The 15,650-nt window shown below is 67.3% G+C and carries 6 protein-coding genes; 3 read left to right on the top strand and 3 right to left on the bottom strand.

Annotated elements, in window-relative coordinates; genetic code table 11:
* Positions 1 to 240: 240 nt before the first annotated feature.
* Positions 241 to 1,086 carry an IS5 family transposase gene (locus M2266_RS30035; RefSeq protein ID WP_277441410.1) on the top strand — a complete coding sequence of 282 codons (846 nt, stop codon included), beginning with the start codon at positions 241 to 243 and terminating at the stop codon, positions 1,084 to 1,086.
* A 48-nt stretch (positions 1,087 to 1,134) separates the two neighbouring features.
* Positions 1,135 to 2,139 carry a site-specific integrase gene (locus M2266_RS30030; protein WP_277441010.1) on the top strand — a complete coding sequence of 335 codons (1,005 nt, stop codon included), beginning with the start codon at positions 1,135 to 1,137 and terminating at the stop codon, positions 2,137 to 2,139.
* Positions 2,140 to 3,962: 1,823 nt separating this feature from the next.
* Here M2266_RS30030 and M2266_RS30025 read toward each other — a convergent pair.
* Complete coding sequence (locus M2266_RS30025) at positions 3,963 to 5,768, bottom strand: IS481 family transposase (RefSeq protein ID WP_277441009.1); 1,806 nt, start codon at positions 5,766 to 5,768, stop codon at positions 3,963 to 3,965.
* 1,209 nt (positions 5,769 to 6,977) lie between these two features.
* Here M2266_RS30025 and M2266_RS30020 point away from each other — a divergent pair.
* Positions 6,978 to 8,327, top strand: a complete 1,350-nt coding sequence (locus M2266_RS30020) for a hypothetical protein (RefSeq protein ID WP_277441008.1) — start codon at positions 6,978 to 6,980, stop codon at positions 8,325 to 8,327.
* A gap of 585 nt (positions 8,328 to 8,912) precedes the next feature.
* Here M2266_RS30020 and M2266_RS30015 read toward each other — a convergent pair.
* Together M2266_RS30015 and M2266_RS30010 are read right to left on the bottom strand one after the other, a co-directional pair.
* Entirely contained in the window at positions 8,913 to 10,031 is a 1,119-nt protein-coding gene (locus tag M2266_RS30015) for a Fic family protein (RefSeq protein WP_277441007.1), read from the bottom strand.
* 1,739 nt (positions 10,032 to 11,770) lie between these two features.
* Complete coding sequence (locus M2266_RS30010) at positions 11,771 to 15,469, bottom strand: hypothetical protein (protein WP_277441006.1); 3,699 nt, start codon at positions 15,467 to 15,469, stop codon at positions 11,771 to 11,773.
* Positions 15,470 to 15,650: the final 181 nt, after the last annotated feature.

Here is a 15,650-nt window from a genome sequence, read left to right as displayed (position 1 = left end):
CTCTTAGAGGACGTTCGTGTCATTTACGTGATGGTTTGACCTGGTTCTGTCGTGCCGGGATTAGCCGCATACAGGCAGAACAGGCGCTTTGCGGCAGCAGCTTCGGAAGGCGTGACCCCACCTTTCGCCCCGGTTCCAGCTGATAGCTCCTGTCCGGTTCGAAGAACCCGCTGAATACGGCTTTTGCCTCGCTCGATCGAGCGATATGCCCGGGTGGAGACCTCGTGCATGAGTATCACCATGACTTCTTCGCAGCCGCGCCTGCCGTACCTCAGTGACCTCTCCGATGCCCGGTGGGCGTTGATGGAGCCGACCTTGACGGCCTGGCGGGTTGAGCGCCAGAAGACCTCGCTCAACCTCGGCGGCAAGGTCACTGACCTGCGGGAAGTCATGAACGCGATCCTCTTCCTCAACCGGACCGGCGTCCCGTGGCGCTACCTGCCGCACGACTTCCCGCCGCACACCACCGTGTTCGGCTACTTCAGTGCCTGGAGTGTCGACGGCACCATCAGGAAACTCGGCGTCCACCTGCACCGGATGGTCCGTGAACAGGCAGGACGCACCGCCGAGCCCACCGCCTGCGTGATCGATGCGCAGAGCGTCAAGACCGCGACCAGCGTCCCCACCGACACTCAGGGCACGGATGCCGGCAAGAAGATCGTAGGCCGCAAGCGCAGCATCGCTGTCGACACTCTCGGTCTGTTACTGCTGGTCATCGTGACCGCCGCCAGCGTCTCGGACAACGAGGCCGGCAAACAGCTCCTCACCCAGCTCGCCACGGACTACCCCACGATCACCAAGGCATGGGTCGACACCGGCTACAAGACCAAGGCCATCGAGCACGGTGCCGCCCTCGGCATCGACGTCGACGTAGTCCCACGAAACGAGCAGGTCAAAGGCTTCTCCGTGGTCCCAAGGCGCTGGGTCGTCGAGCGAAGCTTCGGGTGGATCATGATGCACCGCCGCCTCGCCCGCGACTACGAGACCAAACCCGCACACTCCGAAAGCATGATCCGCATCGCGATGATCTCGAACCTCGCGAAACGAGCAACCGACGAAACGCCCATAACCTGGCACAACCCATGAACTATCCGGTTTTCAACTGGAACGTCCTCTTAGATCGCACCGAGCAAGATGACGCTCGGCGACCTTCTCGACATTTGGCTCAAATCCGCGACACGTGATGTCGAGGAGGGCACCGCCTCCAATTACGCCAACGCCATCCTTCCCGCCCGCGTCCACTTGGGGCACAGGGCACTGCAGGAGCTGACAGAGGAGGACATCGAAGGCTTCATCGACTGGATGGTCACCAGCGGACGACGGCGTGGCGGGAAGCCGGGCACCGGTCTCGGGATCCGGGCCGTGCGTCTCACGCTGGGAAGGCTTCGGGCGGCGCTGACCCTCGCCGTACGGCGCGGGCTGGTCGTGCGGAATGTCGCCGAGCACGTCACCGTATCACGCGAGGCGAAGCTCAAGGCGACCGCCCTCAAGGTGTCGTGTCCCCCGTGGAACGAAGTAGAGGTCAAAGCGTTCCTGGAGGCGATCAAGGACGATCGGCTGTTCGCCGCCATGATGCTGGCGCTGATCGCCGAGCGCCCGGCGGAGGTGTGCGGGGCGCGTTGGGCCGAGGATGTCGATCTCGATGGCGCGGAGACCATCGCTGTTGGCAACACCCGGACCATCGTCTACGACCGGAGCCTGGCGAAGGGCGAGCGCAACAAGGTGGTGGAGAAGTCCACCAAGACGGAGGCAGCCAAGCGGACGCTTCCGTTGCCAGCGCCCGTCCTGAAGGCCCTCAAGGCGTTCCGTGATCGGCAGGCCAAGGAGAAGGCGGCGGCCGGCGTCACCTACGAGGACAGCGGCTACGTGCTCGTGGACGAGTTGGGGCGTCCGTGGAAGACGGACAAGCTGCGGCGTGAGGCGTACCGGTTGATGAAGCAGGCGGGCGTGCGCAAGGTCCGGCTGTACGACGCGCGGCACGCGTGTCTGTCGTGGATGGCGAACAACGGCGTGCCCGACACGGTGGTCTCGGCTTGGGCCGGGCACAGCGACCTGTCGTTCACGAAGCGGTTCTACGTGCATCCTGACCCGCAGAGCCTCAAGGCAGGTTCGGAAAAGCTGGTCGAACTGCTCGGCTGAAGCCAACAGAAAACGGATGTGAGAAGTTGTGAGACGCACGCCCTTGGAAACGATCAAAGGCCCCGTCTCACCGAAGTGAAACAGGGCCCTGACCTGGGCGTGAAGCCCACATGCACCGTCGGGACGACAGGATTTGAACCTGCGACCCCTTGACCCCCAACATTTAGGCCGGGGAGCGGCGTGCTCCGGGACGTTAATCGAGGTCAGCACCAAGCCTACTCAGCCGAGTAAAGGAGTCCGAACTCCGACCACCACGCGGCTGCGCATCGGCGGCGTCCACGTTCCTCTCCATCCTTCAATTCTGTCACCGCTAAAGCCGGCCCACCAGACCAGCGGGCACGACCGGAGAGACCGGACTGCCCCCTCCCCCGGCACCTCGACCTCAGCAAGACCCGGCGCAACCTCGGTCAAACCGGGACCGAAGCGCCATTGCCGGCGCCCTTGTAGACCTGGCGGAACCATTCCCGCGCGGGCGGGGAGCGGATCGGTGGACTGAGCCCGAGCACCAGCTACTTGGGTCCATCCCCGCAGGTGCGGGGAGCAGCGCCCCCACTCGGGTTGGACGGCAGTCACCGGGTCCATCCCCGCGGGTGCGGGGAGCAGCACGCTGGCCCCTTTCGGGCGGGTGACGCTCGGGTCCATCCCTGGGCATGCGTGGAGCAGATGATCCGCATCAACGAGTCCTCGTTGCCCCCGGGTCCATCCCCGCACGTGCGGGAAGCAGTACAACCTGCTGGTCGCCGGAAGCCACGACTCGGGTCCATCCCCGTGCGTGCGGGGAGCAGGTAGTCGTGGGTGAGCCGGGACGGGTGGACCCGGGTCCATCCCCGCGCGTGCGGGGAGCAGCCATCCGCTGATGCCCGCTGGTGCCATCTGTGGGGTCCATCCCCGCGTGCAGGGAGCAGGCGTACAGGGCCGCGCGCAGAACGGCGTCTGGGCCGAGGACTTCATGCACGATGGTCCATCCCCGCGCGGCGGGGAGCGTTGGAGGACTCCACTGGGGGACGCAGTATTGAAGGGTCCTTCCCCGCGCGGGCGGCGGGGAGCAACGGTCCGGAACACGGGCCGGAGCCCGGAACGGGGGCCCATCCCCGCGCGGGTGGGGAGCAGTACAGCTCGGGGCGGGCGTCGTCGTCCCGGGTGGGTCCATCCCCGCGTGCGTGGGTAGCAGTCAAGCATCCGGATGAAGGACATCTTGGCCCGGGGACCATCCCCGTGCGCGGGGAGCAGGCGGCGGACAAGAGCGATTTGGCGTTGCCGCCGGGACCATCCCCGCAGGCGCGGGGAGCAGACTACGAAGCGCAATACAGAACACACCTAGGCAGGACCATCCCTGCGGGCGCGGGGAGCAGGTAGCCGTGCGCTGAGCTGCGGAGATCTGCCGGGGACCATCCCCGCAGGCGTGGGGAGCAGCTCGCTACCAGTGCGGACATCCAGTCGGGGCAGGGACCATCCCCGCGGGTGCGGGGAGCAGCCGAACCCAGGGACCGCCTCGGGGTCCACCGGGGTCGATCCCCGCGCGGGCGGGGAGCAGTGGTGTGGGAGAGCTCCCTCGACGAGGGGGTCGGGTCCATCCCCGCGCGTGCGGGGAGCAGGAGTCACGGCGCTTGTCGTAGCTGTTCCAGATGGGTCCATCCCCGTGCGGGCTGGGAGCAAATCACGTCGCAGAGCTCGTCCTGTACGTTCGGGGGTCCATCCCCGCGCGTGCTGGGAGCAGATCTTCGAGTCGGACACCAGTTACCGCACCCTGGGTCCATCCCCGCGGGCGCGGGGAGCAGAGCGCGGTCCAGGCCGAGTCCGAGCTGCGCTGTCGGTGTAACGGCTCAGGACATTCTTGACGGTTTGTCATCAGGAGATTCTTGACGTGATCTCTGGGTGCCCATGCCTTTGACGTAGAGCCTGGTGATGGGATCGGGGTTCTTGCGGGGCCGGACGGCGAGTTCGTCCTCGCCGTGGAGGATCCGGAAGTGTGTGTCTTCGATGACGACTGTGACGATCTTCCCGACATGGCGGGGTCCGAGCTTGGTGAACTGGCCGTTGATCATGAATCGGCCGCTTGCGTGGACTTTGCGCTGAGCCCGGACGCCGGCCGGCAGGGGCAATGGAGGCAGCGGCGATGGAGCGGATCGGGCTCCGCGGATCTCCCTCAGACGGTTGGCCGGGATCGGGCAGGGCCACGTGCCCATCAGTGCGTTGTCGGCGATGGCATGCATGAGGTGACCGTCCAGACGGAGGGTGATCGTGCGTCCCGCGAGGGCGAAGCCCACCTGGTGTTGCCCGCCGTCCAGGCTGACGAGTCCGTCTCTTTGGACTTTCCGGTCGACTTCGACCGGCTCTCCGGCCGCCAGGATGACCTGGCCGCTGCGAGCTCGGGGCAGAGAGGCGGCTGCCTGTTCGGGCCCCGCTGGCCGAGCTCCATAGCGCATGGTCAGGTAGGCGAGGTCCTCCGGTCTGAGTCGGGATGGAACCGTCGTGATCAGGTGGCTGTCGAGCAGGACGTGGACGCTGCGCTGGTTGGCCCAGATGTTCAGCATTCGTCCGGCCAGCGCTTGGTGAACATCGACGGTCTGACGGGCGGCGACCAGCGTGACGGCTCCGCTGGGAGGCACCCGCAGTTCGAGTTCCACCGCGGTTCCGTGCGGCGGCAACTCGGGCGGCTCGATGACATCGACGGCCAGCTCAAGCTCCTGCTGTTGCTGCTGGAGCTCCGGATTCGGCTGGTGAGGTCGGAAGATGCTGCCCGGAGTGACCATGTCCAGGGCCTGGTGCGGCCGCTGATGGTTATAGGCATGCACCCAGCCATCGATGGCCTCCTGGGCCGCAGCCAGCGACGCGAACGGTGCGGCTTTATCGAGGAACTCCTCGCGCAGGGTGCGGTGGAATCGCTCGATCTTGCCCGTGGTGGTGGGCGAGCGTGGTTTCGTCAGCCGCTGGCTGATGCCGTTCTCCCGGCAGATCCGCTCGAACAACACCACGACCGGCTGCGGCCGGGTATGCCGGCCGGTGAACTGCTTGCCGTTGTCGGTCAGGACCTCGAAGGGCACCCCGTACCGGCGCATCGCCGCGGTGAACGCCGAACAGACAGCCCGGGCACTGGGCACCGGGACCACGCAGGCGATCACGACGAACCGGGAATGGTCGTCAATGCCGGTGACCATCTTGCACTCGCGTCCGCCCGCCAGCGGGACCCCTCCGACCAGATCCATCTGCCACAGATGCATGGGCGTCTCGCGCTGCCAGCGCCGGTACTTGCGCGCATGCTGCTGTTCCTGGACGCGGACCAGGCCATTGCGGGACAGAACCCGGTGCACTGTGGCCCGCGAGGGGGCGAGCGCCAGCCCCCGCCGGGCCAGCTCGTAGGCGATGCGCCGGGCGCCCCACCTCGGGTGCTGCCGACGGAGCTGGCAGATCTCCGCCTCCACCTCGGCCGACAACCGGGTCGGACTGTTCCTCGGACGCCTCGACCGGTCCGTCAGACCGGGCAGCCCCTCCTGCTCGAAACGCCGCCGCCACGAGTGCAGGGTCTGCCGTGACATCCCATACCGGACCGCGACCTCACCGATAGGAGACCCACCGAGCACCTCCCGCACAGCCCGATACCGATACACGGTCAACTGCTGCACATCCATGACCCGACGGAACCAGCCCTGCCCCAACCACCGAAGAGACACCCGGAATATTCATCCGAAGGTGTCAACCATGTGCTGAGGACAATCGGTCAAACATCTCCTGAGTCCTTACACCGACACTGCGCCCGGGTCCATCCCCGCGGCTGCGGGGAGCAGACCATGAAACTCTGCTGGAGCCAGCTGTAGATGGGACCATCCCTGCGGGCGCAGGGAGCAGTCGTTGCGGATATCCACCGGCGTGCCGGCGGCGGGACCATCCCCGCGGACGTGGGGAGTAGATCTCGGCGGCGAGGAACTCGTCGTGGTTGTCGGGATCATCCCCGCAGGCGTGGGGAGCAGACGTCGCCGGTCTCATTGTGTCAACGCTCCCTCAAATGTCTTCAGGAACCTGCGACACGTTGTCGGTCTTCGGGTCGGGACCTTCCCGCGGGTGCGGGGAGCAGGACCTGATGGGCATCGACTGGCCCGTCAACCAGGGACCATCCCAGCAGGCGCGGGGAGCACCTGGCGAACGCCCCGATCGTCATGAGGACCATGGGGACCATCCCCCGTGGGCGCGGGGAGCAGAGGCAGTCACGCGCGGCAGTCTGGCAGGCGTAGGGACCATCCCCGCGAGTGCGGGGAGCAGACGAACTGCGGCTCCGGCGTCAGGAAGATGTTGGGACCATCCCCGCGGTCGCGGGGAGTAGACGACCTGGTCGACTTCCAAACGGTGTGTGGGTCGAGGACTTCATGCACGAAGCACTATCCCCGCGGGCGCGGGGAGCAGTCCACTCAGCCGGTCTTGCCGACGCCCCCCTTGGGAGCATCCCTGCGGGCGCGGAGAGCAGCTGAACTGTGGGTCGCGGGCCATCAGGTAGATGGGACCATCCCCGCGCGGGCGGGGAGCAGACCATCGTCCCACTTCCGAGCACCACGCAGGTGGGTCCATCCCCGCGCGGGGATGGGGAGCAGTCTCCGCCCCGCGAGAAGCGCTAGCCCCGGTCAGGACCATCCCCGAACCTTGTCACGACCTCACCAGCTACACCTCACACCCGCAAAATAACAAACGGCAGAGGGCAAAGACGCCATGTGACGGCAGACCGCGGAAAGGAATGCGATTTCGGCCATTCTCCAGATGCCGTCTGGCGCTGCCATCCAATCCCGGCTCACCCTCGGGATCCAGAAACCGGTTCGGAGGGGGATGCAGTGAAGGACAGTCCGAGTGCAGTGGAGATATTCGAACGCTTGTTACAGGATGTGGCTGTCTCCGCCGTGTCGAACGCAGCGTTGGTCGGGAGCGTCGACAAAGCAGCCCACGCCGATGACAAAAGGAGACAGAAGGAGCAACAGAAGAAGGCAGAAGAAGCAACGCGGGAAGGAAGGCCAACCCCGTCCGCCGCGCCAGCGGTCGAACTGCGTCGCAAACAGCAGCTTCGCGCCCTTCCTGACGGGGAACTGGCCACTTCCGTGGGACTGACGTACTTCGATGTGCTCCACCATCTCGCACGCGGCTTGTCGCTCACCCAGCGTGGAGCCGCGCGCGGATTGGCTGAACACTGGGGCAGCCTGAAGTACATCCAAGCCGTACAGGCGGCGAAAGGCTCACTCCTTTGGCTCTCCGCAGAGGGCAAGCGCACCGTGAAATACTACAAAACCTTGCAGTCCGACGAGTTGGGCCATGCGTTCGCCCTGGCCATCGCCGAACGCATCCTGCGCAACCGCTATCCGGATCACAGCGTCTCGATCATGCACTCGGACACAGTCCTGCGGGCCGGCTGGGCCCTGAACACCTCGGAGAGGGTACAAGGCCAGGACACTTCGAGTGTCGGGTACCGCTACCGCCCCCAGTATCTGGCAGAGGTGTGGAAGCCTTCACAGCCTTCCCTGGTCTTTCCGATCGCGTGCAAGGGCCATCACGGTGGCGCCACAGCTTCCTACGGGCAACTGGCCTCGTCAGCCGCCTACGTCGACGGCCTGCACATCGGCCCCTGGAATGAAACCCCTGGCTTCGTGTTCAGCACGGGCCTCCCCCTCGATGGACCCCTTGCCGTCTATGCGCTGCACGCGCAAGGAGACGGCGGGCGTCTGACCACGCCACCGGGGACGGACGCCGCCGAGATCGACATGAATCAGGCCATTCGACAGGCGAACCTCCTCCCCGGAATCCAGCGGCCTCACGACGTGGGCCGGGAGCTGCTTCCCGCACCCGGCTGCCAGGTACGGCCGGAGAACTTCCCATGGTTCGGCCGTGTACTCGCCCACACCGATGCCGCCGGCCTTACGGCCTTCGCCGGCGCGGGACGAGCCACTGCACAACTCCTCACCAAGCGACAGGGCAGCGAGTTCTTCAGAACCTTCGAGCACGCAGCCTCAGGCAGCGTCCAGGACATCGAACGCAAACTGCTGGACGATCACTTCGCCGGCACCGACCACGTCTTTCCGCCTCAACGGCGTACACGTAGAGGCGTTCTCCGGAGTCCAGATGGACCTCTTCCGTCGCGTGGCCAACACCGACAGCCCAGGCGTTCCGGGACGGGCAAACATCGCGGAACTGCGAAGCATGATCCACGCTCGTAGGAGCGCCTGGCCCCGCACCGGCTGGGACACCGAATGGGGCGGACCCGTCTCAATCCACCAAGATGGCACCGCGCTCGCCATCCGAACCGTGACGGTGGAGAAGACAGCACGTTGATTCACCCCCCGTGAGACCGACGCCCAGCTCCACGCAGCAGGGCATCCAAGACACCCCACGGCCCCCGCGAACAGACAGCAGGAAACTCAACCACCTCCACACCGCGGCACAGGTGAGGGAACAGCCAGCTGCCCTCGACCGGGCCACACCGCCAACGCCGCTCCATCCCCGCGCGGGCGGGGAGCAGGTGTACAGCCGGACCGCTTCCTCCAGCTCGGCGGGTCCGCCCCCGTGCGGGCGGGCCCATCCCCGCACGTGCGGGGAGCAGTTGACCTTGAAGGCCATCGCGGCCGCGCAAATGGGTCCATCCCCCGGGCGGTCGGGGAGCCGTGGCATCGGAAGACGCCCGAAGCGCGGGCTTAGGGTCCTTCCCCGCGTGGGCGGGGAGCGGTGCAACCCGTACCGCACGGACTCGAACGCACGACCGAGCCCCTCCCCTGCGCGCGAGGTAGCAGTTGAAGAGTGCGGTTTCATGATCCGTACGGGTTGGTGTACGGCTCCAGAGATCCACGGACCTCTGATTGAGCCGATTCCATGCGTCGCCCAGGTGCGTAGTAGCGGGCACGGGCGGCGCCGTGCGGGGCGAGCCATTCGCGGCGAACAAGTTCGCGCAGGTCGCGGATGGCCTGCTGATCCGACAGGTCCGCGTCCTGCTGGTACACCGTACGGCGCACCCGCGATCCCCAAAAGGCGGGCAGCAGGGCGTAGACGACACGTTCGTCCAGGCCATCGGCGGCGGACGCTTCCGCCAGGTGGGTCCAGGCCCGGGACAGCAGGTCAGTGCGGCGCTGGGCTTGTTGGGCCTGGCGGTGGTGGGCTTCGAGGCAGAACCGTACCCACGGGTGCGTGTCGCGGGTGGGATCCCAGCGCGGACCGCCGACCTGTTGCAGGACCCGGTAGTAGCCGTAGGTGTTCTGGCCGCGCCCCAGCCACTCCTCAATGGAAGAGAACTCCGGCGGCAGAACACCCTCACGGGCGAACACCAGCGTGGACAGCGACCGGGACATCCGCCCGTTGCCGTCCTTCCACGGGTGGATGTTGACCAGGTTCAGGTGCGCCATCGAGGCCCGCACATGCACGGGAACTTCCAGGTCGCCGTCGTTGAGCCACTCGATCAGCTCGCCCGTCAACGCCGGCACCTGCTCGTGATACGGAGCCGTGTATGCGGGGACCAGCGGATCGTCCGGACTGGTGACGAAGACCGGGCCGGCCCGCCATCGACCAGGCCGCTTGTCCAGATGGTGGCCCTGCAGCATGAAATGCAGCCCATTGAGAAGACCCGCGTCATACCGGAACCACTCCCCCGCGTCCGCCAGCGCCTGGATATATGTCATCGCACGCTGACAGCCCTCGAGCTCCACCCGGGTCCGGCCCTCAGTCTCTAGCGGCTCCTCCCCCGTCATCAGCGCTTCGACGTCCTCGACCGTCGCCGCATACCCCTCGATCGTGTTCGACCCGGCGATCGCCCGCGCGGTGAGATTACGCCGCAGCTGCCCCGACCAGCGAGGCTGCGCCCGCAGCGCATAACGCAGACGGGTGCGCATGTCCTCGATCTCAGCCAACACGCGCAGATCATCAGTGTCGAGCACCGGAGTTTTGTACAACATGACTCAATGACATCATGACTAGATTATCTAGTCAAACCGATGCTGCCCAAGCATGTTCCGCCGACAACGACGCCTTCCCGTCCCCAGCTCCCAAAGCGCGGGGAGCAGCCAGGACGGCCGCGATATCGGCCGGCCGAGGGGACGACCACGGCAACCCGCATGGGTCCGTCCCTACAGGCGCGGGGAGCAGAAAAGCCGCAACGCACTCGGCGTCCCCACGAGGGTCCATCTCCGCGCGAACGGCAAGCAGGTTGGTGCTGATGGCAGGCCGGACAGGTTGTCGGGTCCATCCCCACAGGCACGGGAGGCAACTGGCCGTCGTCACGCCCGCGGCCTTGGTCGCGGGTCCAGCCCGCAGGCGCGAGGAGCAGAGATTCGTAGTGGCGGCCGCACCGCGCATGTTGGGTCCATCCCCGCGCAGGCGGGGAGCAGACCTCCAACTTCCACTCCTGGCCCGTCTTCGTGGGTCCATCCCCGCAGGCGGCAGCGCCGCTGTGATCGGTGTGGGGTGGGCTGGACGGGTCCATCCCCGCGCGCGGGCAGGAAAAGGGTCTCGAAGCTGATGTCGACGCCGATGTGCTCGGGTCTATCCCCGCGCACCGGCGGGAAGCAGTTCTTGTACTTCGCGTTCGTCCAGAAGGCCGGTGGTCCAGCCCCGCGCAAGCGGGGAACAGAGCATGAACATCATGACGCAGGGCGACCCCTGGGGTCCATCCCCGCGCGGGCGGGGAGCAGTCTTGGTAGAGGGGCTTGTGCTGCTCGCGGATGGGTCCATCCCCGCACGTGCAGGGAGAAGCATGCACTCAGCGGCCTCGGCGACCGTGAGCTGGGTCCATCCCCGCGCGGGCGGGGAGCAGCTGGCGGTGCCCTGGAGATTTTTCTGGGGCCTGGGTCTATCCCCGCGCGGGCGGGGAGCAGAGTTGACCATCTGCACGTGGCTGGACCCGACCTTGGGTCCAGCCACGCGGGCGCGGGGAGCAGTGGTCCACCGCGCCGGACGCCAGGTCCATAGTGGGCCCATCCTCGCAGGCGCAGGGAGCAGCAGTGGGGGCAGACCACGAAGTTGTAGGCGATGGGTCCATCCCCGCAGGCGCGGGGAGCAGCGAGGGGAAGCGGCCCCCTTCTTGCCGAGGGGGTCCATCCCTGCGCAGGCGGGGAACAGAGGTGCGCGGGGTCGGTGTCCTGGACAAGCCGGGGTCCATTCCCGCGCTGGCGGGGAGCAGTACTTCCCCTGGTCTCTGGCGAAGAAGGGTCCGGGTCCAACCTCGCGCAGGCGAAGAGTAGTTGTAGGGCGACAGGCCGAACGGGTCGCTGAGGGGTCCATCCCCGCGCGAGCGGGGAGCAGACCTACGTCGGCTGCAAGGTCATCAGTGCCGAGGGTCCATCCCCGCGCGGGCGGGGAGCAGCACATGTCCTCGATGAACATGCGCACGCGCTTGGGTCCATCCCCGCGCGGGCGGGGGGCAAGATGGCGAGGTTGTTGTCCGCGCTCGCCGGTTGGCTCCATCCCCGCGGGTAGGGAGCAGACATTCGCCCGACCTGCGTGGTGCACGAGACGGGTCCATCCCTGCGCGGGTGAGCAACAGTTGATATCGTGGAGCAGGAGTTCCAGCATGTCGGGTCCATTACCGTGCGGGCGGCGCCGCCCCGTGCGCGCTGGATGGGGCTGTGTTGTCGCCGGCATCTCCCTGTGGATCGGATAGTCACAGGCGTCGTTGGAGTCATATGCCCGTCGCGCGCAAGTGCACCAGCACGTTGTTCCAGATGTGGGAGACGATGTCGGGTTCGACCTGGCTCATGACTGGTATGGCATGGTGCCAGCCAGCGGTGCTCATGGCCTGGCCGAGGAATCGGGCAGCCCAGCCCTCCTTGGCATCCGCAGGCGAGGTAACAGTCAAAGCCAGGTGCTGGGTAGTGCGGGTGAAGGGATCCGCTCGGGTCGGGTCCGGGCCGGGGAGTGGGCGGGCCGGAACGCGGGCAAGGTGCCAAGCTACTGCTGTGAGGGCGGCCGCACGCAGCCGTGGGTTCGCGGGGAGCGCGGCTATACGCTGGGCGGCCGTGATGTCACCTCGGACCGCATGGAGTATCGCCAGAGCAGCCGTCGGGAAGTGCGCAGGCCCGCGGTTTGCAAGGTCGGCGTCCAGCCAGCGCAGTTGATGTCCAGCGTCTTCGCCGGTGCTGATACGCATCAGGGCATACACCAGGAGTTCTTGGGGCTGCCACGTCTGCGGGCCGCCTTTGGTTACGCGGGCAAACGCCTCCTCCCTCACCTCGTCGAGCAGCGCCTTGGGCTGGCCTTCGAGGCGGATGGTGCCTGGGAGGAGTTCGGCGAGGCGAACCAGGAGCCCCTGACTACGGGGTGCTTTGCGGCTGGCGTGTAGCTCCTCGATCAGCGGTAGCAGCAGGTCGCCCGAGCGGCTCGGGTCACGTACGGCGAGTTCGGTGGCCACGGCGATGCGGGCCGCGCGGTCGGCCTTGCGCCACTCGGCCTTCTGGCTCCGGTCCGTCGGTGGCCTGTGCTGCTCGATGAGGTCCAGGGCGGATTCCGTCTGGCCCGCGCACGCCAAAGCCTGCGCGGCGAAAGCCCAGGTTCCGTCCGGAGCGGCCTGGGCCGCCGCTTCCACAGCCTTCTGCGCATGCGTGCGCGCATCGTTAAGCAGGCCCGCGTCGGCGTAGGCAAGAGCAACGGCGGCGCGGGTTCGTCTCCGGTCGGCCGGGTTCTGCGTGAGGTCGAGCAGCGCCTCGGCGTCCGCTGCGGCATCGGTCGATACGAGTGCGCCGGCAAGGTCCGGCAGCCAGCTCGGAGCGCGTCCCGTGTCCAGGCCAGCCGTTGGCAGGAGAGTCAACGCCTGCTCCAGGCAGCGCTCGGCTTCTCCGTCGTTGCCTTGGTCCGCCCATCGGTAGGCTTCCTCGGCCAGTCGCTCGCCGTGGGTGTCGTCCCCGTCCGGGCTCCGGGTCTCATCGGTCAGCTGGCTGGGACCGTGCTCCGATGCCGCGGGGAGTATCCCTTCCGTCCGTGCCAGCAGGTCCTCGATCCTTCGGGCTGGAGCCCCCACATCTGCCAGTGCCTGAGCGACTTGGGCGAGGGTGTGATGAAATTCGAACTCCACGAGGAAGGCGTCGGCCGACGACAAGGGCGCGTTGGCACCCTGGATTACAGACTCAATGTGTCGGCAGGCCGTATCGGCAAGGGCCTGTGCTTCCTGCGGCCTGGCCTGCGCGACGAACGAGGCCGCTGCCGCAAGAGCGGAGACGTTCTTCAGCAGGGGCGCCGCGTGCCAGAGGGTGTGGGCATGTCCCAGGGCACGGTCGTGAAGACGGTCCATTCGTTCGGCATCCGCTGCCGCGATGCTCTGCCAAAGTTGGACAGCTGCGGCTGCGGTGCCTCCCTCCCCACGTTCTTCCTCGACCAGGTGCTCAGCCTGCTCCTCCAGTTCATCCAAAAGTTCCGACGCAATCCCCGGACGGTGCGGGGCCAGGAGCCGGACGGCCGCGGCCCACGACTCGATCCGGGCCGAGCTCGACCCCTGGAGGGAGCGGAGCAGGTCCAGACCCTCCTGTTCCTGTCCTGTTGCCAGCAGAGCGAGCGCCGCCCGCCCCGCAGCTGCTTCCGCCGCGTCTGCGGCGTATCCAAAGCCCGCGGCCTCGCTGAGCGCCGTACGCGCCCACTGTGCCGCTTCCGCGGCCGCATCGGCGGCCTGGCCATGTTCGATGGTTGCCAACACGCGGGCCACGCCGGCCAAGTGTGTCGCCTTGTCCACGGGATGCCCCGCTGCCCGTGCCAGGGCCCTGGCCCGCCGGGCATCTCCCCACCGGGCGCACGTGCGGGCGACAGCGCTGGGAAGGGGCCGCACCCGCGCCAGGAGCAATTCCCGGGAAACCGACACCTGAGCGGCGGTGGACGGAGCCAGCGTACAGTCCGCACCGGTGGGTGGGTCGATCAGGTCCAGTTGGGCGAGGGCGACGTCGGGCCCGGAGCGTCGGGCGAGGCATAGCTGGCGGTGGGGGTCGAGCACCAGGTCCGCGAGGCGTTCGGCGCTCCCGCTGTTGCGCACGAGGTGGGTGTAGCCGGTGAGGAGGTAGTTCGGGGTGTCCTCCGGCCAGCCTTGCTGATGGTAGCCATCGGCCCATCGGTGCAAGCTCGCCCTGTACGCCGCGAGTTCGACCTGTCCGAGGGCCTCTTTAGCGGCCGCGTACAGCTCCTCGTGGGCCAGGATGAACGTCTGACGCCTGGCGTCGGCGTCGGCTTCCCTTCGCGCATCCAGCGGGAGGAGGTCCACACGGGTGGGGGCCAGGGAACGGCCTACGACGCTGCGGAGCCTTTGCTGCACCGCGTGCGGGGTGATGCCTACGAGTTCCGCCAGGTCCGCGCCGGTCAGGGCGCCCTGAGCACAGACGAGCAGGCCCAGCAGCCGTTGGCCGACGTCTGGATCGTTCAGCAGGGTGTTCAGCTCTTGCAGGGCCATGTCGCGGATGATCCGGGCGGCAGGTGAGTGGGCCAGCTGTCGGACGATGAGCGGGTTGCGGAGCGGATGGTCGGGGGCGAGTGCCATCGGAACACGCGGGTTGGGTCGCCCGGTGACGATGACGCGCATCCCGTGCGGTGGGTGCTTGGGCAGGAGGCCAGCGATGCCCGGCCCGTCCGCTCCCGCATCCGCGTCCTCGTCGAGCCCGTCGACGACCAGCAGCAGACGGCGGTGGCGTTGCGCGCAGGCGTGCGCCGCACGTTCGTACAACGAGGAGAGGTCGTGTTGCTCAATGTCTGCGGCGCGGGGGCGCCTCATGTCTGCGGCGGAAGCCAGCTGCTCTGCGACCATCCGTACGTAGTCCTCGCGGCGGTTGGTGCCCAGGCGGCCGACGATGAAGTAGTGCGCGACGTCGACCCCGGCAGGGATACGGCGGGAGACGAACCAGGCGAGCAGGGCGGTCTTGCCCGCCCAGGGGCCGGCCTGCAACCTCAGATACGCTGCAGCACCGTCAGGGGCGGTGGTGAAGGTCGTCAGCTCGGCCAGTTCCTCCTCACGCCCGACGAACTCGTAGGGAGCCACGTCGAGCAGGACCTGGGATTGGCCCTTCAACAGGTGCCCTGGTGACGCAGCATGGACGCGTGGTCCCCGGCCTCCCTGCCCGCTCTTGCTCACGGCCTGTGCGGCACGGAGCCGGGCCTGCCAGGCCGCCGCGCTCGCCCGGCGATGGTGCGGAGACCGCTGCTGTGCCCTCTCCTCCAGGAACGGGATCAGCACGCCCAGGACAAAGGCACCGGGACCCCCCTCCTGGGGCACCGCTTTGCCGTTGAGCCATGCGCTGAGGCTGGACTTCGACGCCTTGCCACCCGTGAGCTCAAGGAGACGTTCCTGCGTGAACTGAACTCCTCCGCCTGCCGCTCGGTACAGCTTCTTCAGATCCTGCGCGAAGTGCATTACCGGCCCGACAGGGCTTTGCCCACCGGCTGCGGAAGACTTCTCCGAACACAATTTCATCCCCTCCCTGACCTGCGGACATGTCGCTTGGCCGGGCCGCCGAACATCGCCGGATCCTTCCCTGAGGACGGATACCTGTGGAACTGCGCCCGGCGAGGAAGCCACCGGGCCCCGTCCCGAA

This window comes from Streptomyces sp. SPB162 (assembly GCF_029504575.1).
Lineage (GTDB): Bacteria > Actinomycetota > Actinomycetes > Streptomycetales > Streptomycetaceae > Actinacidiphila.
The sequence above is the reverse complement of the archived record's forward strand: the minus strand, read 5'-3'. Positions and strand labels throughout refer to the sequence as shown.